Genomic DNA, 20,160 nt, shown 5'->3' with positions numbered 1-20,160 from the left:
GATAAGTAAGTCCTTATTGCGATTGCAGATATTTCGCACTATATGAAAGCTAATAATTTTTTAGTCCCAAAAGCTCACAACCTACAACTTTTATTTATTGCCACTCCCATGCTATCAAAAGCATTATCAAATTTACTCCAATAGACACTCTAACTTTGTTTGGCTAGCATAACGACAAGCGGCCGAAAAGCTTGCTCACTCAGTAGTCGCGGTGAAATACTCACGCTAAATGACACAGTAAAGCTCTACTATTTGTCAAATTTATTGATACGTTTATTTATTCTGTAAATTTTTAGACTTATCAGCCATAGTAAAGATCTTATTTTATCTAAAAAGTACTCCGTATGGATAGTGAGTTTTTTCCAAACAATTTGAGTCTGTTTGGTTATTGATCCAATCAATGCTTAGCCAACAAGCAACGTATCTACAATTATTGGTGATCATCACCAGCTATGCTGCCGCCTATTGGATTTATTCTAAAACAGTTAAAAAGCGCGTTGATAAGCACACTAAAGTGGCGTCCGATCACCCAATAAACATTATGCTGTTTCGACTTAGCAATATCGTTTACCCGCTAGTAGCAATCATTTTACTACGAATATTTACCTCTATCGGCATCACTGTAGACTTGCAAGTGTGGTTAATGAATACCGCGCTCAACATTACTATATTGCTGTTTGCTTACTCAATTATTAAAGAGTTTGTTAGCAGCCCTTTTATGTCAGCACTGTTTAAGTTAGTTGGCCTGCCCGTTTTGCTGTTGCACCTACTGGGCTTTTTGCCAGCATTTATAAAAACCCTTGAAGCGGTTTCGATTAATTTAGGCAATATTCAAGTCAGTTTATATGGCCTAACTCGGGTATTGTTTTTTGGCGCTATTTTATTTTGGTTAGGTCGCGCTTCCAGTAATGTTGGTAAGGTTATAATTCGCAACCAGCAAACTCTGGATATCAGCACCCGCGAAGTCTTTACCAAACTCTTCGAAGTTGGCCTGTTTTGTGTCATCGCGTTATTACTGCTTAACATTATGGGGGTTAACCTCACCGCCCTTGCTGTGTTTGGTGGTGCGTTAGGTGTTGGCCTTGGTTTAGGGTTGCAATCAATCGCCTCCAACTTTATTTCTGGCATCATTATTTTGCTCGATAAGTCCCTCACCATTGGTGACTTTGTTGAGTTAGAAAACGGCAAAAGTGGCTTTGTTCGAGAGTTCAAAATGCGCCATGCAATTTTAGAAACTTACGACGGCAAAGACATACTGGTTCCTAACGAAACCTTTATTTCATCACTGCTGACCAACTGGACCCATAAAGACCCAAAACAGCGCTACCGTGTTGATTTTAGTGTGGCATACGCCACCGATGTTAGAGCCATGGTAGAAATAATTAAACAAGCTGTTGCCGAGCATCCACAAGTAATTAGCGGGCCTGATGTACCATTTGAAGAGCGTCCTGACTGTGAAATAGATAGCTTTGGCGATAATGGCATTAATATGTTTGTGGAATTTTGGATGCAGGGAATTGATGATGGTAAAAACCGAGTTGGTGGTGATTTACTATTAATTATTCTAGAAACCCTCAAAGCTCATAATATTGCGATACCATTCCCACAACGCGAAGTTAGAGTGCTTAATGAAGACATGCTAAAAAAATGTAAAAAATAAAGGCATAAAAAGCGGTGTTATAAACTTATAACACCGCTTTTAACCACTAAGTAAGTGTTATATCTCTAAAGATACTTTAACCAAGGTTTATTTGCTTTGCGCTTATAGTGACTAAATGCCTTAGTTGGCCAATATAACGTAACGGCTAACACAACCGTAATTAACCAAATCCATGTAATATCATTTACGGCAAAATATGCACCATGATTAGCACCAAAAATAGCTCTGCAAATTGTGTATAAAATCAATAAAACGTAAAGATGAAAAATATAAAAGAACATCGGCACCGAGCCATACACTCTTAAAGCATTACTAAAGCGATTTAACGGACGCTCAAAAAACCATAAGCCAAAAAACATCAGCGCTAAAGTGATTAATAAAAAGCTTAGTGAAGGTGGATATTTGGTAACGTTAAATATCGACATAGCCGTTTGCACTGCTGTTGAAAACTGCTGCCAAGGTAGCGTTTCGCCATAGATATTTAAGCCGCGTAAAATAGCAAATAACGCTATACACGCTAAGCCCAAACCAATCAGCCACTGTTTACGATCTTCACTGTCTCGATTATGTGCGTACAGTGGGCCTGCGCAGTAACCAAGTAATATAACCCCAATCCAAGGTAATACTGGGTAACTGATTTTGACATTAACTAAACCACCTTCAGAGATAAAGCCGCGATCGTGCAGAATAGTCCATAAGGTATAACCCCACTCATCTGGACTGAAGGTAATTGGTGTGAGTAAGTTATGGCCAAAAACGATCAATAAACCCAATGCTAACAATAGTCGTTGCGGTAAGTTAATTAGTAATGCCAGAGCCAGCATACACAGGCCAATAGCCCATATCACTTGTAGAAAAATAGTCGGGATAAACCAAATCCACAAAAAGCAAATAACCGTAACTTCAAGGGCAATTAAAAACAACCCCCGCTTAACTAAAAAACTACGTGCAGAGCGTACTTTACCTGAGCTTGGGTGGCTATAAAGCCACGCCGAAAGCCCTGTTAAAAAGATAAAGGTTGGCGCGCAAAAGTGCGCAGCAAAACGGCTCCAAAACAGCCCTGGAGAGGTAACGTCAACATCCATTGGGTCTAATACCGGCATTTGCGAGAAAAAACGCTCTCGCACATGATCAAGTAGCATGAGTAAGATAACCACGCCACGCATAATATCGATACTGTGAATACGGTTTTTAACTTGTTCAGAAGTCATATGTTATACCCAATTTAAACTGTGTTGGTGCACCAGGGTAGGCCCATAATGCGTTGTAGCTACTGGCTATGTAGCTTTCATCAAATACATTATCAACATTAAGTGAAACATTTGTCCGTTCAGTCGCCTGCCATTGAGCAAATAAACCCACCAGCTGATAACTTGGTAAGTTAAAAGATAAGCTTATTGGGTCGCCCAGTCGCTCTGAAATATATTGATAATGACCACCAAATTTAATGTCTTGCTCAAGTACACGGGTATTGTGATTTAAAGAAAGCGAAAAATTATTTTTTGGTACGTTAACTAACGGGCTACCTTTAGGAATAGGCTCTAACCACTCAACATTAATCATGTCTTTGGCCGTTTCAGCCTTTACGTAAGCATACGAAAGTGTGTACTGAGTGTTTTCACCTAAACTACCAGTCAGATCAACCTCAATACCTTTACTGGTTACTTTACCAATAGGTTTTGAATAACCCTTATCATCAGCCACCAACATGTTGCCTTTGCTAGCATCAAATAAAGCGATGGTACCGCTAACGTTGTCAAAGCCAAACTTCACACCCACTTCAAAGGAATCACTTTCTTCAAAACCAAACGATTTACCCTTAGCATCAGTACCACTTAAAGGTATAAACCCTTCGGAATAGCTGGTATAAAGGTTAATCGCATCATTTAGCTCATATACCATCCCTAGCCGTGGGCTAAGTCGGTTCATCGTGCTATCTGAGGCAACGCCTGACTTAGTCTCGAAAATATTCTGCTTAATTTCATCAAACCGCAATCCCAGCATTAATTTAAAACGCTCGGTAAGGTCTAACTGATCTTGTACATAAATACCGTATGCCTTTTGCTTTTCGTTGTTTTCATACAGTTGCGCAACATCGGGGCCTTGCCCTTCACTGTAGTTTGGCTGATAAATATTTAATGTGTACGTATCTTTACCACCACGATAACGATAAAGCCCAGTGCGAAGCTCATAGTCATACCCATCAACACCAATCAAAACATGGTTAGTGATATCAGCAAGATCAAAATGACCACTTAATTCTGCGCGTACTGACAAATCATTAGAGTAATAATCTCTATAACGGTGTTGACGCGTAAGCATAGGATTATCTAAAGACAAAGTCTGTCTTGGAGGAGATAGTTCAGCATCAGACGAAAAACCTGTTAACGTAGCGGTACGATGGTTAGCGCCCAATAAGAGTGACCAGTCGCGATTAAAGTCATAGTCATAATTAAGTTGGTGTCCGCGAGAGTGCACTTTAGTTGGCGCATCATTAGGGTTACCTAAAAAGCGACTTCTAGGTACGGTGTCAAAATTATCGTTAAGTACAACAATACCTCGGTCATACATTTGCTGCTGGTCAACGTACTCAAACTCATACGTTAATGACGATTTATCATTGATGCTGTAATACAAAGAAGGCGTGATCACAAACTTATCATGATGTACGTGATCTCGAAAACTGTCACTATCTTGCCATGCACCATTAATTCGAAATGCAATATCTTCAGTTAGGCCGTTAGTGTAATCACCTTGCACACGTTTATGATCTTCACTGCCAAGTTCAGCTTTTAACTGGCCTTGCTGATAGAACTGTGGTTTTTTAGTAATGATATTAATTGTACCACCTGGTTCAGAACGACCATAGAGTGCAGAACCAGGACCTTTTAACACTTCAATATATTCAATGTTAGATACATCACGTGGTCCCGCAAAACCTCGCCCACCACTAAAGCCATTAATTAAATAGCCGGATGGCATATTTTCATTACCCGATAGCCCCCGTATAGAGTAGCTATCCCACAATGCCCCGCCATTATTTTTACGAGAAATACTGGCAGAAAAATCCAGTGCATCTCTAAACTTGGTAATGCCATTATCAACCATCATTTCTTTACTTAATGTGGTAATTGACTGCGGTAATTCTTTAAGCGGAATATCGCCTCTAAAGGCTTGCTTATGTGCAATGGTGATGGTTTCTATATCTGATTCTGTGGCATTAGAGCCAAAAGAAAGTGCTGCAAAGACAAGAGTTAATGCTGAGTACTTCATGATCCACTTTTAATAATAGCTAGGTTTATTTGGATATAATATAACATACTAAAAATAGTGATACATTATAACGTTTAGTTTAATAAAAAATAAATAAACCTGTCTAAAAATCAAGCTGTTAATTATAAGCAAATTACGTTAAGGTTTAGCTCTGAGCAATATTTAAGGATGATTATGAAAGCCCTCGTTTACATAGCCTGCTTAATTTTTTCGTTTAATACTTTATCGCAAAGTAATGATATTTCAGATAAAAGGCCCATAGCAGACATTCAAGCTCAATACTTAGATCTACAAGGTGTTTGGCACCGACTACAAAAAATACCTAATCATGAATACCCGCTAGAATTATTGAATATTCAGGGTAAAGGCTGTGCAGAAACCAGCTTTGTCATTTCAAAAAGCGGCACAGTGAAGAATATAATAATAAATAATACCGATCCAAAACGCTATGGCCGCCAGCTACAAACGGCTACCCGACAACTTGTTCGTAAATGGCATTGGCCTGAGCAAGAGCAAGCGACTAACCTCACTATGCGCTTTGATTATTGCTTTGACAAAGATGTCACTCGTGACGAAATAATTAGCCACTGTATTAAGCAATCAAAGCAACTGTGCAGTTAATTTATTTTGATCAGTATATTGAGCCTAAGGCCTGTATTGCCTACAATGGCACACAATATATTCAATGCAGATCACAATTATGACTGATACAAATAAACCAGAATTACCAGATCAACTTTCGATCAACCCACGTAGCAAATTTTATGTAGAAGAAGTATTCGAGCATGAAATCGGCATTACACTTAACGGCAAAGAGCGTTTTGACGTTGAAGAGTACTGCATCAGTGAAGGTTGGATCAAAGTAGCCGCACCTAAAGCACTAGACCGCCGCGGCCAGCCATTACTTATGAAAGTAAAAGGCACAGTAGAAGCGTTTTATAAGTAAACTAACTGTTTACTGTAAATGAAAAAAGCCGACTGAAGTCGGCTTTTTTGTGTTTGTTACTTACGACGCCAGCCGCTCCATACATCATCTATATCATCGGCTTTATTTCTGTTCTTTTTCTTACCAGTACCTTCAGGCTTGGCCATTGGCTTGTCGTTTTTAAGCGCAAGTGCTGCATCAAGGTTGGCTTGGTTTACGGCAAAGCCTGTTACTTCTTCACGATCTAAACGTAGCTTGTTTTTCTTCTCGATGATTTTAAAGTGATGAAAGTCTTCATAATCAATCAGTGATAACGCTAAACCTACTTCACCAGCACGGCCACTTCGGCCAATGCGGTGCATGTAATCAGCTGGGCTGCGTGGTAAGTTAAAGTTAATCACTACTGGCAGTTTGGCAATGTCTAAACCACGGGCGGCAATATCCGTGGCTATTAGTACTTCTATTTCGCCATCTTTAAACTTTTCGATTACCCGAGTACGTTCACTTTGGCCTTTATCACCATGGAACACTTGCGCATTCACGCCGCGTTTTTCGAGCTTACTGGCTAAGTGCTCACAATCTTTTTTAGCGTTGACAAAAATAAGCGCCTGACGCCATTGCTGCTGTTTAATTAAATGCGCTAAAACCGTAGTTTTTTCGCCTTTATTAACCGTAAATACGCGCTGTACAAGCGTGCTCTCTTCTTTGCTTTGAACTTGTATTTCAACCGGATTATTTAACAGCTCTTGCGTTAATTGTGTGACCTGCTCTGGGAAAGTCGCTGAAAACAACATAGTTTGTTTTTTAGCGGGCATAAGCGCTAATAAGTTAGCCAATTCTTCGGTAAAGCCAAGGCTTAACATGCGGTCGGCTTCATCAAGCACCAATGTACTTACTTTATCGAGCTTAATCGCATTGCTTGAGATTAAATCGAGCAAGCGACCTGGGGTTGCCACAATAATATCGGCGCCACCACGAAGTGCCTGCATTTGGGTATTAACCGACACACCACCAAATACCGCCACGGTTTTAATCGCGCCATTAAAGTTTGCAGAGTATGATTTAACGCTATCAGCCACCTGCACTGCCAGCTCGCGTGTAGGCACTAAAATAAGCCCCGTTACAAAGTTACCTTTACTCGCTGCTTTTTTAGCGCCTTGCTCTAAAAATAGGGTTTGTAGCATAGGCAAAGCAAAGGTTGCTGTTTTACCTGAACCGGTATTCGCCCCTGCAATTAAGTCACTGCCCGCCAAGATACTTGGAATTACTTTTGCCTGAATCGGCGTAGGTTGCGTATATTCAAGATCAGACAATCGAGCTAGTAGCTCTGGGATAAGGCCAAGTTCGTTGAAATTACTAGGATTTGCGGCTGAGGTCATAAAAAGTGCGGGCTCATTGCTAAAAATAGCCTATAATTTTAGCGTATTTAGCGCTTATTAAGTAGAGATTAGTGATTTTAATGTTTTCATAGGTAACAGCTGCGCGATTCGAGCCAAGTTACGAGTAAATTTGTGATATTTGTAGGCTCGGGTTTATCCCGCGCTTTTATAATTGTGTTTAGAGTAGTTCTTTTATTCAAAGTACTTAAATGAATGAATTAAATGTTACCCAATAAGCTGCTCTGAAATTACTTTAAATGAGGCAATGCAAGTATCAAAGTCATGAGGATTTTGGCTGTATACCATTGGCGCAACAAACGCATTAAAACGCTCACGAAACTTCTCATTATTTTGAAGCTCCTTCAATCCCAGCTTTAGCTCATTACAGGGATCGTCAACAAACTCCTGATGTTGATTGCCAAATCGAAGTCTATCTTCCTCCAAAACAAAATAAAACATTGGCTTTAACACATCCATATCAACCTTATGATTAATAAAAATACAATGAACATCATAGATGTGACGAACCAGTGTATCATCATCCTTACGATTTGGATTACGCTTAACAGACATAGTACGGCGTAACATAGAAAGCACTTTTTCAACCAGCGTAGAATCAATCGATATACACAACATAGCCTTCACTTCAGCAGGTTGCTTGTAGCTCTGAGCCACCAACGATGAAATAGAGCGAAGCTCAGTCCCATGCAGTTCAATAGTCTCAATAAACTCTAATTTTATATACGGGCGTAGACACGGTGCTTGATGATATTGCTGTGGGTATTTTATTTCTATTTCGACATAGCGATACTCATCATTCACCGTTTTATCATTGTAATTAAGATAAGGATGGTCAGCCAACTTCATTATGATATGTTCAATTAGCGCTTTACGAGCTTTTTTCTTTGCTCCCTTACCCTTTTTGATAAACTCATCTGTAGGAATTAGTTTTATGTCGACGTCTTCAGACATTCGCAGGATTTTAATATTGGATTTAGCCAATGCAGTTCCGCCAGAAAAAACCAGTTGATGGCTTTCACTTTTTACACATTCCAACATTGCAAGAAGAGACACGACCCAATAGTCTTTTTCTGGAATTGATGGATTACCTAAATCCAATGCATTAGATACCTCCAAAAACTGCTTTTTCAGTTTTGGTATACTCATCTGCGATAACTCAACACTCTATTACCAACTTTAAGATTTCGATTAAATTGCTTAGAGTCCCAGCTGTACTTAATAGAAGCAGGTATTTGGGTAGATTTACCGTTAATACTCCTAAGTGACATTGCATCCATTTCAAAATCTACACCACGCAACTTTAAAATTTCACGCATGATTGCGTCAGTGCCACCAGGGTTTGTTGGCATAGGCTTATTAGTGAGACTATTGATCGTCGCTTTAGTATATAAACCATAGCCAATTTTTATCAGTTCACCTTTATCAACTAATTGCTTTAGTACACGCCCAACCTGATCGTAGCTCGCATAATTGTCGAAATCTTTACGTTCAAACACATAGCGGCGAGAACGCTTTATTTTTTGATAAATGCGGTCAATTGCAGTCATGGCTAATTCTCCTACGTAATGATTTGTTTTAGTATAACTCAAAACCACCTCTGCTTAAAAATAATACGGCGCTGAAAAAAGAAAAAACACGACAAAAACTATCACTGAAAATACACAAGCTGTTGTTTAAAAGCAGATATAAGAAAGTTAAACAAAACTGACATAAACTTTAAATTGCAGTCGACCTAATTATTGATAAAACCTTAGTAAGCAACGTAATAATGTTCGTTGAATAAAAAGCCAACAACTAAGTTAACAATATTATTAGTTCTTGCTAAGTTCTGCTTGTAACCTAGCTTTTGTTTCTTTTAAGTAGTTTATATAAGGATATGAATCGTCCGCAATTGCTAAAGCAGACTCCATCTGTTCAAGCGCTTGGCGAGTATCACCTTGTATTTCATAACCATAAGACAGGGCTGAAAGCGCATCGACTGATTTGGGGTGGTTTTTTATATTGTACTTAAACACCTCAATAGCACGGATAAACTGCTTGCTGCCCGTTAAGTTATAACCGAGTGATCTAACAGCGCGATCTGGTGGCGATATCTGCTCACCCCATTGTTGAGATAAGTTTTGATAATAAATATCAATAGATGCTACATCGTTGCTCAAAGCACTTATGGGCATTTGTTTAGGTAAAAATAAGTTGTGATAGGCATTAAATGCGCCAGCAGCAGACGTTAAGTTATGCGAGATGCCAGCAAACGCATCATTAAAAAAGCGTAACCCCCGCACTTTAGGCAATTGCATAGCTTGCAGCAATTCATCATACCTTTCACGCATGATGCCGGCTTCTTCGCCGATATTGATGTAAACGTAGCTGTTAAGCTCTTTGGTTTTAGTTATAAACGATTTTGTACTTTTTACCGATGCACCATAGTTCCACCAAACCGCAGGGCTATACGCAATATACGCTTGAAATAGTTCAGGGTTTGCCTGCAACGCATATAGCGCAAATACACCACCAGCAGATGCGCCAGAAATCACTTTATAATCATGCGTACGATAATTCTTATTAACTAAAGGAATGAGCTCTTGTTCAAAGAACGCTAAAAACTTATCAGCACCGCCCCCTTCACCGACAGGCCCTTGTGGCTCTTTATTCACTGTAGGATAAAAATCTCTGAGTCGATTAGTGCTTTCAATAGCGACAATAATAACCTCAGGCGCACGATTATCATTTTGTAAACGCTCAATAACAGCACTGGCAAGCGGTATATTACCTGCTCCATCTAGGCGATATATAACAGGATACACTTTATTTGGCTCAGCTTGATAGCTCTTTGGTAATTGCACTGTAACTGTGCGCTCTTCATTTAAAACAGCCGATTTAAAAGTATGCGTGTGCACAGAGTAATCTGTACTTTGTTGTTTAGTGTTAGATTGTGCAAAGGTATTTTGTGAACTAAAAACAAAAAAGCTAACAAAACACAGAGTGGTGAGTAAACGCATAACTAATCCCTTAGAGAATAATGAGTTACTTAAGCTAACAGAGTTTCAGGCACAAAAAAAGCGCATTGAGCGCCTTTTTATCTTTAACTGTGCACACGTTAAATAATGTTAGCAACTGGGATATGCTCTAAATATATAATCCTACATAAAAAGTACGATCCCAGCAAACTTAAAATGTATGCTACCAGCCCATGCTTATTAAAGTTCGCTACTAGGTAAGTTCGCAACTAAACAAAATTAGCTTTATGTTGTGATTCAATTAAACTGGACACTAATTTAGGTGGTATTATTACCACTCAAACAGAGGTGTTCTATGACAAAACAACGTCGCTCTTTTTCTCAAGAGTTTAAATTTGATTCAGCAAAATTAGTCCTTGATGATGGATACTCATTTCCAGAAGCTGCTCGTTCAATAGAAGTCGGTGAAACAGCCTTTCGACGTTGGGTTAAGCAATTACGAGAAGTCCCACAACCCTAAAAAATCGACTGTGACATTTTTGCTATGATTTTCAGTAAGGTTGTTTTCAGATAGATATTGCAAAACCGAACTGCGCCGCTTAGCCAAACTTCGATGGTCCCCAATCTGAGGTATTGTTCCCCAGAATCGTTTGTATTTGTAATAAATATCATCGACTACGTCGACTCGAGTGCTTTCTGGTAACCGGTTTAAATCTGGTAATCCAGCTACGTAGAGCATCGCCGATAAAATTCTTGCACTCCAAGCGCTCCGACTGAAACCAAATATATAAACCTTATCACCATCTTTGTAATTTTCAGCCAGAAACCGATATGCCTTCTGAACTCGCTTTGCGTTGCCCAACTCGGTCGTCATACCCGAGAACACCCCGCCAATACTTGTGCCTGCACCATCGATATAAATAATTGTAATGTTCGGAGATTATTGAAGCGTCCCTAGATTATGGAGCTTAGCTACGTTGGTGCGGCTCCAAGCATCATTTGCGGTTCCATCTAAAAACACATAGATTTTTTTGGCTCAGCTTCGTGGGCTCGCTGCGGAATATGTTTCGTAGAAATAACCGAACAGGCCGACAAAAATGTTGTAAAAAGCACTGTGATAAGAAGTTGCATTCGCAGATAAAGCATTCGTTTTCCCTCACGTTGATAAAAGTGTGTGACTGCTCTTGATGCCTTCGTAACTGCTTAGGTTCAAAAAGTACTTCCTGTCAAATTTTAGAACACTACTGGAATTGTACAGAATCTAAACAAGTTGCTATTTGAATAAGGTTTTCCTTAGTGCCAAGTGTGAGAAAAAATTGCGATTATTTAAGAATGTACTAATTTAATGAGAGCATATATTTTTCGAATTTTACTTAAAACGATAGATTTGGGTACGATACTAGAGTGACAAAAGCCAAGCAGTCACTCTAGGCGGGGTCAGATGAGTCCTGCATAGGTAAGACTCGAAAACCAAAAACATTGAGAATACAAAGAGCAACATGCTCGCAATAAAAAGGGATTTTTATGAATTTTAGAACTGTTGTTACCATTACAATAGTAATGCTCTCTTATCTATTGTTGTGCACAGCATGCGCACTCTAAAAGCCTAGACTCTAAAAATACTACAGAGACAGAAGTTGGTAGCAATGCTTCCAAAAACGCCTTAGTCATATCAGGAGGCGTTAGCTTAGGCGCGTATGAAGCAGGTGTGAATTACGCGATTTTAGCGGCAACGCGCACTAAAAAAGATGAAAAATATATCCTCCCCCAAATAGACGTAACTACAGGCGCATCAGCAGGAGCAATAAATGCTATTGCTACGGCGATACAAACCTGTACAAGCAAAGACATACCTTACTCACTTCATAAAAACATCTTCAGGGAAATTTGGATTGATGTGGGGTTCGATAATTTATTACCCCATGAGTTCTTCAACTATACATCGATCGAGCTTGCAGGTCTTAGTGCTTACGACGAGCAACAGAAGATTGAAGACGCTTTGTTTAACAGAGGCGCGTTTAAGTCAGTGATTACAACTCTTAAAGATATTGTTGATACGCATGAAGCCAAACCAAAGTGCAATGTGCTTGTTGGCTTGATGGTAACAAAGGCTCAACCAGAAAAAGAACTGTTGACACTTTCTAAAGGTCAAACCGTTAACGTAGATAAACAAAGCTATGCTATTCCAATCAAAGTGTTTACTAAAGAAAATAGTGAGGGCAAGCAGCGAATACACTTTTCTACTTTGCCATTGAAAAAACTTGAAAAGTTTAATGCGACAAATATAAAACGAAACTACATCAATTTAACCTCAGTAAAAGAAGAGATCCGCTTCGACGCCGTAATGCGTGCCACACTTGCTTCAAGCGCATTTCCTGTCGCGTTTAGTCCAATCAAGTTTGGGTACTGCGATAAAGAAGGTCCATCAATCTTCAAAAAAAACAAAAGCTGTCCCGATGATTTGTTTTATAAACAAGCAGATTTTATTGACGGAGGGTACTTCAATAATATACCGATTGGCTTTGCAGCAGAATTAGTTTCATACTCCTTAGCCGGAAATAACCTACATTCTGGTCAAAACTTTATCTATTTAGATCCCGATAACTCCATAGCACCCGAATTCCAAGAGCCTCAAGAAAAATCGAGCCCCTTAGCGCTAGAAGGGCAACTATCTAATACACTTCACGGACTAGGAACGCTCAGAAAACGAGACCTATATGAAGATTTAAATCTATATTTTGTCGATGAAACAACTCCTTGTGTGGACAACGACGAAAATAGTGTTTGCGCTAAGGTTGATGAAAAAAATGAAAACCGCGAAGAGCATAAAAAAATCCTCGCCAATACTTACCAACCCAACGAAGAGCAAGGTTAACGGGAAACTTTTTTGGTGCATTTGGTGCATTTTTCGACAAATCGTTTCGTGAGTATGACTATGCCGTCGGTGTATACGATGGTTTGCGATTTGCATCAGAACAATTTTGCAATAAAAACGAAAAGATGGATTGTGAATCAACAGCATTTGATTCAATGTTAAGCTCTATCATTAATCAGTCTGTAGGTTCAAAGGAAAAAGAAACTAAGGATTTTCTAGCACTTATTGGCGCGTTTATTCGCGATGATATTGTAAACGAGCAATCAGATACATGCTCGCCTCAAAGCTGCCAATGGTATGACATTAAAGCAAGGTTTTATCAAAAGGATTATCAATCTAAAACATACGCAATCTATCAGGCTCTTAAAAATACCCAAGAAAACGACTTTAATAAATTCTTAGCAACGCTCAAACAAACGGCAAGGCCTGATGAGTTTGCAACTGAAAGTACGCAACTTACTCAATTGGAATACATGTTATACCGGCCAGACTATTGGGCGAGCCTTTTAAATAAGCGAGTACTGAATCGCCTGATATATTTAGAGGATAAGTATGAGGGTGAGAATGCGAAACTGTTGACTACAGCTTATACCTTTTTGCCACGCGATGAATATGCTTCGAAGGGAATCGGTAATATGCAAGACCCTGATTTACTTGGTGGATGGTATCGTTTTATCCCCAATCATTTAGGTCTTGATGCAGTGCAGACTGGCGTGGTGGTTGGTAAAAGCTGGATGCCAAACTGGGACCATTGGGTCCCTTATCACGGAAATGTAGAGTTAGGAGTGTCTTTGCACTCTCAAATAAAAGACCAATCTGAAAATCGTGTGGATTACATCAATGGATGGGCTGGACTACGATGGAACAGACCATCAACGGCATTCTCTTCATATGGATTTGCATTAACGGTCAATCGAAACATCAGCAATACCTCCAACTTTGGTAGTGAGGAAATGATTGGCGCAGAGTTTAATGTGAGCTTTCTTTCAGACAAGCTTCGATTATCAATCGGTACACGAGATACGATCAGCAACTATCGAGGTGAAGATTGGAGCGTTCAACTCACGGTGACAAATATCGACGAGCTCATTTGGGCATTTGGAAGGTAATGCGAAAAAACATATGACGCTGCAATTCCGGTGTGTAAAAACAGGACACATATCGTGACCGTTTTGTTTCGTACTATATACCAGTAGCGAACTTATAAGTTGCGTACTTTCAATTTGTTGCGCACATTAAACATTGTATCAATCTTTATTTAACGTGCACAACAGATGTGGGTCAACAATAAAGTCTCATACTAAACAGAGGCAGAGGTTTTGTTTGTTTGTTATTCAAAGTGACTGAGTAATTAATAAAGTATCATACTGAATTTAGTCTTACCTATATAAATAAAGCATTTGAATAATAAAGTGTCATACTAAAAATCAGCTTTGTTCATAGTATTTGGTTAACTGAACAATTCAGCCGAAATACGCAATTGCTCTAATTAACTAAACTGTGACTTACTAATATTTTGACGTCTATCCATAAGAGTTTTTCTAATAACCTTTAAAGATTCGATTGCATCATCAGTCATTCCAAGTTGAGCTGAAAGTAATATCGCATCGTTACGATCTATTATTTCATCAATGTTTTTCTTATTATGAAAAGCTTCAACAAATTCATTGAACTCCTCTGTTGTAACTTTCATGTATGGGATAGGTAAAGACTTAAACTCTGATGGAGTCAGCTCTAAGACTCCACCACCGTAATACCTACCTTGCACTTCTGAAAATGCCAAAGTTAAAGAGTTATAAAATGAAAAAATCAAAGAGCGAATATCATATCCTTCTTTCATCTTAATCCTATATGATGAGTCTGTTACGAGGGCGTCAGCATCATTGTAGATAAATTTAGGGTAATCATGGCACCTTTTAAAGAAAAAACCGTCAGATACCCAAGCACCCGGCACCTCATACCATTTATTCCTAAGAGTGCACTTATAGCGCTCATCAATTTTTCTTTCTTTTCCTATACTGATATAATTTTTATGCTTTTGGTTTGTTAAATCAGCTTGTGACAAATCTAAAAAATGTGTCGGCTTATCTTGATCAATCAAACTTTTAAATTTATCTTTACTAAGACTCACACATCCATTAACAAAAATCCCTTTCTGTACAATAGGTTTTGATAAACTTTCTAACTCAAACTCATCCACTATTGACTTACTTACAATAAAATAGTCATTTGCAGCAGTAACAATCCCAGGAATAGTTTCACAATAAGAAATTATTGGAGGTAATTTTTTCTTAAGGCTCACAACACTTTTTATTTGCTTTTCCATCAATGGATAAGCACTCCACTTTAATTTCATGGCTTCTAGTGAGCGTTTCCTCTTAAGTTTAAATCTATTATTTATTAAGCAATTGGTGTCATGTATTGTTGTAAAATATAACCCTTCTTCGTTACTTTGTTTATACAAAAAAAGAATTACAGTGTCCTGCTCAATATTTGGAAATACATTTTTAGAAAAAGTGAAAATTTCAATTCGTTGAAATGATTTGAGTAATGCTCTTTGTATTTTTTCACCAAACTTTACTTTAAGAATCTCTGCTGGTAGAACAAAAGCTAATGTTCCATCAGAGGTAAGTCTTTCTACTCCATCGCATAAAAATGAAGTCCATATGTTATGAACTTCAGTACCAAAATCGCTATTCTTGGCATGTATATTTTTACAACTTTCTTTTTGAACTTCTGTTAAAAGCTTTTTAGAAATATAAGGAGGGTTACCAATGACTAAATCATACCTCTTGTCGGTATTAACACTCCAATTTAGATAATCGGCTTTAGTGACTGTATATTCACCGTGAAGCGTACTAACTACTTTCCTTGTTTTTTCTATCGCACAAGCATCAAAATCAATCGCATCAATAAATATGGTTTTTTCAGCGAAGTGCTGACTTATAGCTTTCAGAAAAGCCCCATCACCACAACTAGGCTCTAGAATATGAATAGGTTCATTGGAAAAAAGTTATTTTCCTGCACATACTTAACTATAAAATTAGCTAAATTTGCTGGAGTGTAATAAGAGCCGCTCTTTTTACTCACTTTGTATTAAGTCCTTGAGCTCATTATTCAAACAAGTATTTGCTTGATAAAACAACCGTTGATGTATTATTAGATATTACAGTAATTGTGGGGGTGTTGTCTGCAGGTAAATAAAATTTTTAAGGTTTCCTTTAGACACACTTTATTTATTTCCGTATTCGCAAATATAGGTTATCAAATTTCGATATTCCGAAGACAATTGTTGATATATCTGTAATTGTTCTGTTGATAGCTCCTCTATCTGGGTGTCCATTTTATCTAAATTTGATTCTATATGCTGAAGCTTCCACAAAACACTATGCCGTGTTAACCCTAATTTCAAAAGTTTGTGTATAAACCCGCCTAAGTTTGTAAGTGGATAAATGTAACCTTTCTCATTTCTAGCTAGATGTTCATCGTATTTAGCTTCACAAGGATCAATCACACCTTCTTCTTTTAAAACAGAAGTTTGGGAGCAATCTGATGGCCAATAGTCAGATTTTGAACCATTACAATAGCGACAAGAGTATATTAGGTTAGTATAATCAGTCTTCCGATCTTCAAATTTTTGAGGGGCAAAATGATCTACATGAAACGCAGCGCTTGCTCCTAAGAATTTATCATCTGCATCACAATAACCACAGCGTTTATTGAAGTCTTCTCTTAGATAGGGTTTGTAACTTCTATGTGATGCATATTGCTTAATTTCATTCCGTCGTTGAGGAACTATCCGTCTTAATAACATAAAGAGTCCTTTCTACTTTTCGATGTTTTTATCTATTTCTTTTAAAAGCTGATCTGACAACCTAATCAAAGAGTCTAATTTAGCTAACCCGTCGTAAGATTTTATTTCATTTGGAATCTTCTTATCGTCAAAAATGAACAACTCTATCTCATTACTTAACTCGACAAGTTCTCGTTCTCCTTCGACTGTTAATTGATTTTGCTGTAGTTTATTAAATAGTTCTTGTTGCTTATTAAGTAAGTTATCCAACAACCCCCTATTTACATGAATTTGTTGAAGAACTTTCTGACTAAATACAGGCCTATCATTCTCATCTTCATGAATTTCTTCTTTATCGTGAATCCAGTTCACGTCTAAAGTGACGTTGATTGCTTCCCCCTCATAACTTGTTAAGACAAAGCAAGGAAGCTTTGCTTTAATACTTTTCAGTTTTTTAACTAAATCAACCCCATCATATGTTACACGCGGCTCTTTGTCTTTCAACCGAAAATCTGAAACTACGGCTTCTGGACCTTCTTCTATGATAAAATCTACCATTTCATCAAGTTGAAATTTAGGGTGAACAATCACAAGATCACACATTTCTTTATTTACAAAATTTAGTTCAAACTCTTTTCGGGCATCCGGATCTTCATCAACGTAGACCACTTTAAACTTAGAATTCATTTTCTTCCTTTATATATTTTTTGGAATTTTTATTTCTAATCCAAATCCACTTTTATCTAGTAGCAGCTTTGTACTTCCCCTATATTCGTTGATGGTGCTTTTAACCATCCACATTCCAATACCAGTCCCCTCATCTTCTCCACTATGTTCATTTACCTTTGTAGTGAAAAAACATTGAAAAATACGTTGTGGATTGATGATATCTTTTGACAAACCAGGTCCTGAATCCGAATAAAATATAATAATGTCATTATCGCTACTTTTTATTTCTATCTTGATTATTCTTGTTGGAGGAGCGTCTTTTTGAGAAAAGGCTTCCACGCTGTTCACGACTAAGTTGTTAAAGATGCAATCTAGGTCAATTTCAAAGCACTTCAAGGCTGACTCATGGGATATTTCATCAATATCAAAGTCTACATCTCTATCTTCAAACTTTTTTGCCCACACTTTTTTCAATTGTTTAAAATATTGTTCGAAATAAACTTTACGTCTTCTTCTTTTATCTTTCTTGACTCCCAAGAGTGAGAAATTTATCCAATCTTTCATAGAGCTATCTTGGTTCTTGAACATCTCAACACGTTCCAATGAGTCATGTAAGCCTTCAGTAAATTGAAGATTATTATCAATGGAGTATCGATGATTTAACTCTAAAACTTTTTGAACAGGAATAAATCTCTTTATCAGTTTTCCATGTAAAAGTTTTAGGTCATGACTAAAAGATGAGCTAATCGTTCCAATAGTAGCCAAACTCCTCAAAATTTTCTGCTCTTCCATTAACTCTTCCAGTTGTTCTTTTTTCTTCTCATATTGAGAAGCTAGAAGCTTTAAGTTATCTTGTTCTGGAGTTGTTTCTTCTGTGCTAGTATTCCTATTCCCACTATTTGCACCTTTTAATAACTGCTTAGAAAGTGTATTTGCTTGCTCTTCTTTGAGAGCGTCTGCATTTTTACGATCATAAATAGCTTTAAGTTCAGCACCAATTTCCGCACGATCATTTTCAAAAATTTCTATTATTTTTACTATTACAGACTTAAATTGCGCAAACTCATCGTTTTCCTGTATCCCTTCACGACTTGATTTGTCTGCTAGTTTTGGGTTTTTAACTCTTGATATATTCACAACGCCTGATATCTGGTTTGGCCTCACCCTCCAACCACCGTCTGAATTACCAATACCTGCGGGGCTACTTGCAGCCCTATCACCTAATCCAAGCCAATCTTTCGCCGAGCCTGGTTCACCATATGGCCTAACGCGGAAGTTGTCCCTAAAAATTCTAAGACCACCAAAAGTCTCTGCCCAACTTTTTCTCGTAGACAAGTCAAATGACTTATACATGAATTTATCAAGATCGACTTTTGCGGGATTACCTTGCTTGGAAAAGTAAAAGCTAAGCGAGAGGCTACCAATTGATTCGAACTCATCAATTTTTGGAAAGAGATTTTTTAGAGTTAGTTTGTGAACCTGTACTCCTTTTTTGAAATCTTCTACTGACGTATCTAAATTTTTAAATTTTTCTGATTCATAAAACTCTTCGGGAAACTCTGATACTTCAAATTCATTTCGGTCTATTTCTATGATAATCGAATGATCATCGCTTAACCTCGCATTGACCTTATAATCGTAATTTGTATTTACTGCAGACGATACTTTTTTATTAAGATCACTAAATTTATTTGAAACAAAAAATAAAGAAAAATTATCCTTGTCTGTTGGAGGAATAAGAGTTTCTAGGCTATCACTGAGTCTCTTTTGTCTTTCTTTATGCCAATTTTCTTTATTGTAATCACAGCAAATAATTACACCATGATTCTCAAATTTAAAATCTAATTCATTTATGAAAATTTCATTTGGTAGGTAATTTAAATGAAATAACCTATCTAATGCACCATAACCAAGACGAGCCTTAACATTATCAAGCGTCTTACCCTCTTCTAGAAAGCTTTCCCATTTGTTGTACCACTCCATAGTTGAGTTTTCTTTATTTAGCTGATAATACTCCAAATCTGGACATATATAGACACTTGATAGGGCACCCAGCTTATCGAGGGCAAATCTACCAAGCCCTTTAGCTCCGGATTTGATCCTTTTAAATTTTTTAGTAACAGGTGATTTTTCTTTGTTATTTGTGCCAATTGTCATCCAATTGTCTTCAATAGTCTTTTCATTCATTCCATGACCATCGTCAACAATCCAAATCCGACAGATATTACTTAACCAATCAATTATTGATTCATGTAGCTCATCTTTTGTAACCCCTAACTTTATATCTTCCTCAGTTAATATTATTTCTATTTCATAAAGATTTTCTGGTAACGTTTTGAAATGGAGTGAAAAATCATTAAAAGCAGGAGCAACACAAAGATATTCGAACTCTTGTTTAGTAAAGAAGGAAGGGATTTCATTGAAAACATGCTCAAAATAAACAAGGCAAGTTTCAGCATCCGCATCATATGAGTTCTTGATCAACTCTATAACTGCGCTTTCAGCATTGGCAATATTCTCTGCACCAATCAGACGGGCAGCTCGAGCAGACACTTTAAAAGGTATTTCTTTCATTTCAATTACTTATTCCCTTAAACCAACTTGAGAT

General features: G+C 37.7%; 16 protein-coding genes and 2 pseudogenes. 6 read left to right on the top strand and 12 right to left on the bottom strand.

What is annotated here, in order from left to right; translation table 11 throughout:
• Window positions 1-400 precede the first annotated feature (400 nt).
• A complete protein-coding gene (locus P4S61_RS08825) occupies window positions 401-1,660 on the top strand; it encodes a mechanosensitive ion channel family protein (RefSeq protein WP_337118149.1) in 1,260 nt (419 codons plus the stop codon).
• Window positions 1,661-1,725: 65 nt separating this feature from the next.
• On the opposite strand, the gene P4S61_RS08820 is transcribed toward P4S61_RS08825, so the two are convergent.
• Window positions 1,726-2,871, bottom strand: coding sequence for a DUF1624 domain-containing protein (locus P4S61_RS08820; protein WP_182739472.1), 1,146 nt, complete (start codon window positions 2,869-2,871; stop codon window positions 1,726-1,728).
• Window positions 2,861-4,933 carry a TonB-dependent siderophore receptor gene (locus P4S61_RS08815; RefSeq protein WP_182819449.1) on the bottom strand — a complete coding sequence of 691 codons (2,073 nt, stop codon included), beginning with the start codon at window positions 4,931-4,933 and terminating at the stop codon, window positions 2,861-2,863. Before P4S61_RS08815 ends, P4S61_RS08820 begins: the two co-directional genes overlap by 11 nt.
• Window positions 4,934-5,107: 174 nt before the next feature.
• On the opposite strand from P4S61_RS08815, the gene P4S61_RS08810 reads away from it, so the two are divergent.
• Window positions 5,108-5,554, top strand: a complete 447-nt coding sequence (locus tag P4S61_RS08810; RefSeq protein ID WP_182734996.1) for an energy transducer TonB — start codon at window positions 5,108-5,110, stop codon at window positions 5,552-5,554.
• Between the two features lie 79 nt (window positions 5,555-5,633).
• Complete coding sequence (locus P4S61_RS08805; protein WP_149982278.1) at window positions 5,634-5,879, top strand: DUF3297 family protein; 246 nt, start codon at window positions 5,634-5,636, stop codon at window positions 5,877-5,879.
• 56 nt (window positions 5,880-5,935) lie between these two features.
• Here P4S61_RS08805 and P4S61_RS08800 read toward each other — a convergent pair whose 3' ends face one another.
• The 4 genes from P4S61_RS08800 to P4S61_RS08785 form a co-directional block, all read right to left on the bottom strand.
• Window positions 5,936-7,237 carry a DEAD/DEAH box helicase gene (locus P4S61_RS08800; RefSeq protein WP_337118148.1) on the bottom strand — a complete coding sequence of 434 codons (1,302 nt, stop codon included), beginning with the start codon at window positions 7,235-7,237 and terminating at the stop codon, window positions 5,936-5,938.
• A gap of 225 nt (window positions 7,238-7,462) precedes the next feature.
• The gene (locus tag P4S61_RS08795; RefSeq protein WP_337118147.1) at window positions 7,463-8,404 is read right to left on the bottom strand and encodes a nucleotidyl transferase AbiEii/AbiGii toxin family protein; all 942 of its coding nucleotides are present in this window, start codon (window positions 8,402-8,404) and stop codon (window positions 7,463-7,465) included.
• Window positions 8,401-8,805, bottom strand: a complete 405-nt coding sequence (locus P4S61_RS08790) for a DUF6088 family protein (RefSeq protein WP_145240161.1) — start codon at window positions 8,803-8,805, stop codon at window positions 8,401-8,403. The genes P4S61_RS08795 and P4S61_RS08790 overlap by 4 nt, the downstream gene beginning before the upstream one ends.
• A 264-nt stretch (window positions 8,806-9,069) precedes the next feature.
• Window positions 9,070-10,257: an alpha/beta hydrolase-fold protein gene (locus P4S61_RS08785; RefSeq protein ID WP_337118146.1), complete on the bottom strand. Its 1,188-nt coding sequence runs from the start codon at window positions 10,255-10,257 to the stop codon at window positions 9,070-9,072.
• A gap of 313 nt (window positions 10,258-10,570) precedes the next feature.
• Between P4S61_RS08785 and P4S61_RS08780 the strand changes: the two are divergent.
• A pseudogene (locus P4S61_RS08780) lies at window positions 10,571-10,720 on the top strand (transposase); the annotation flags it as partial.
• Here P4S61_RS08780 and P4S61_RS22930 read toward each other — a convergent pair.
• Window positions 10,712-11,089 carry a T6SS phospholipase effector Tle1-like catalytic domain-containing protein gene (locus P4S61_RS22930; protein ID WP_442961556.1) on the bottom strand — a complete coding sequence of 126 codons (378 nt, stop codon included), beginning with the start codon at window positions 11,087-11,089 and terminating at the stop codon, window positions 10,712-10,714. The pseudogene P4S61_RS08780 and the gene P4S61_RS22930 overlap by 9 nt on opposite strands.
• Window positions 11,090-11,785: 696 nt before the next feature.
• Between P4S61_RS22930 and P4S61_RS08775 the strand changes: the two genes are divergently transcribed.
• Window positions 11,786-13,090, top strand: coding sequence for a patatin-like phospholipase family protein (locus P4S61_RS08775; RefSeq protein WP_337118892.1), 1,305 nt, complete (start codon window positions 11,786-11,788; stop codon window positions 13,088-13,090).
• A gap of 83 nt (window positions 13,091-13,173) precedes the next feature.
• Window positions 13,174-14,199 (top strand): hypothetical protein, encoded by a 1,026-nt coding sequence (locus tag P4S61_RS08770; protein WP_337118145.1) that lies wholly within the window; start codon window positions 13,174-13,176, stop codon window positions 14,197-14,199.
• A 380-nt stretch (window positions 14,200-14,579) separates the two neighbouring features.
• Here the strand turns inward: P4S61_RS08770 and P4S61_RS08765 are convergent, their stop codons facing one another.
• The 5 genes and pseudogenes from P4S61_RS08765 to P4S61_RS08750 all read right to left on the bottom strand — a co-directional run bounded on the left by P4S61_RS08765 (window position 14,580) and on the right by P4S61_RS08750 (window position 20,126).
• A complete protein-coding gene (locus P4S61_RS08765; protein ID WP_337118144.1) occupies window positions 14,580-15,446 on the bottom strand; it encodes a hypothetical protein in 867 nt (288 codons plus the stop codon).
• Window positions 15,447-15,482: 36 nt separating this feature from the next.
• Window positions 15,483-16,079 (bottom strand): annotated as a pseudogene (locus P4S61_RS22925) (Eco57I restriction-modification methylase domain-containing protein); the annotation flags it as partial.
• A 243-nt stretch (window positions 16,080-16,322) separates the two neighbouring features.
• Window positions 16,323-16,904, bottom strand: a complete 582-nt coding sequence (locus tag P4S61_RS08760; protein WP_337118143.1) for an HNH endonuclease — start codon at window positions 16,902-16,904, stop codon at window positions 16,323-16,325.
• A 12-nt stretch (window positions 16,905-16,916) separates the two neighbouring features.
• Entirely contained in the window at window positions 16,917-17,570 is a 654-nt protein-coding gene (locus P4S61_RS08755; protein WP_337118142.1) for a hypothetical protein, read from the bottom strand.
• Window positions 17,571-17,579: 9 nt separating this feature from the next.
• Entirely contained in the window at window positions 17,580-20,126 is a 2,547-nt protein-coding gene (locus P4S61_RS08750) for an ATP-binding protein (protein WP_337118141.1), read from the bottom strand.
• Window positions 20,127-20,160: the final 34 nt, after the last annotated feature.

This window comes from Pseudoalteromonas sp. B160 (genome assembly GCF_037162485.1).
Taxonomy (GTDB): Bacteria; Pseudomonadota; Gammaproteobacteria; order Enterobacterales; family Alteromonadaceae; genus Pseudoalteromonas; species Pseudoalteromonas rhizosphaerae.
This window is presented reverse-complemented; position numbering and strand designations above follow the sequence as displayed.

Coding starts and splice junctions, on each gene's coding strand:
- P4S61_RS08765 (WP_337118144.1), bottom strand. CDS start 15,446: ATGAAATTAAAGTGGAGTGCTTATCCATTGATGGAAAAGCAAATAAAA.
- P4S61_RS08785 (WP_337118146.1), bottom strand. CDS start 10,257: ATGCGTTTACTCACCACTCTGTGTTTTGTTAGCTTTTTTGTTTTTAGT.
- P4S61_RS08825 (WP_337118149.1), top strand. CDS start 401: ATGCTTAGCCAACAAGCAACGTATCTACAATTATTGGTGATCATCACC.
- P4S61_RS08755 (WP_337118142.1), bottom strand. CDS start 17,570: ATGAATTCTAAGTTTAAAGTGGTCTACGTTGATGAAGATCCGGATGCC.
- P4S61_RS22930 (WP_442961556.1), bottom strand. CDS start 11,089: ATGACGACCGAGTTGGGCAACGCAAAGCGAGTTCAGAAGGCATATCGG.
- P4S61_RS08750 (WP_337118141.1), bottom strand. CDS start 20,126: ATGAAAGAAATACCTTTTAAAGTGTCTGCTCGAGCTGCCCGTCTGATT.
- P4S61_RS08820 (WP_182739472.1), bottom strand. CDS start 2,871: ATGACTTCTGAACAAGTTAAAAACCGTATTCACAGTATCGATATTATG.
- P4S61_RS08760 (WP_337118143.1), bottom strand. CDS start 16,904: ATGTTATTAAGACGGATAGTTCCTCAACGACGGAATGAAATTAAGCAA.
- P4S61_RS08800 (WP_337118148.1), bottom strand. CDS start 7,237: ATGACCTCAGCCGCAAATCCTAGTAATTTCAACGAACTTGGCCTTATC.
- P4S61_RS08810 (WP_182734996.1), top strand. CDS start 5,108: ATGAAAGCCCTCGTTTACATAGCCTGCTTAATTTTTTCGTTTAATACT.
- P4S61_RS08805 (WP_149982278.1), top strand. CDS start 5,634: ATGACTGATACAAATAAACCAGAATTACCAGATCAACTTTCGATCAAC.
- P4S61_RS08815 (WP_182819449.1), bottom strand. CDS start 4,933: ATGAAGTACTCAGCATTAACTCTTGTCTTTGCAGCACTTTCTTTTGGC.
- P4S61_RS08795 (WP_337118147.1), bottom strand. CDS start 8,404: ATGAGTATACCAAAACTGAAAAAGCAGTTTTTGGAGGTATCTAATGCA.
- P4S61_RS08790 (WP_145240161.1), bottom strand. CDS start 8,805: ATGACTGCAATTGACCGCATTTATCAAAAAATAAAGCGTTCTCGCCGC.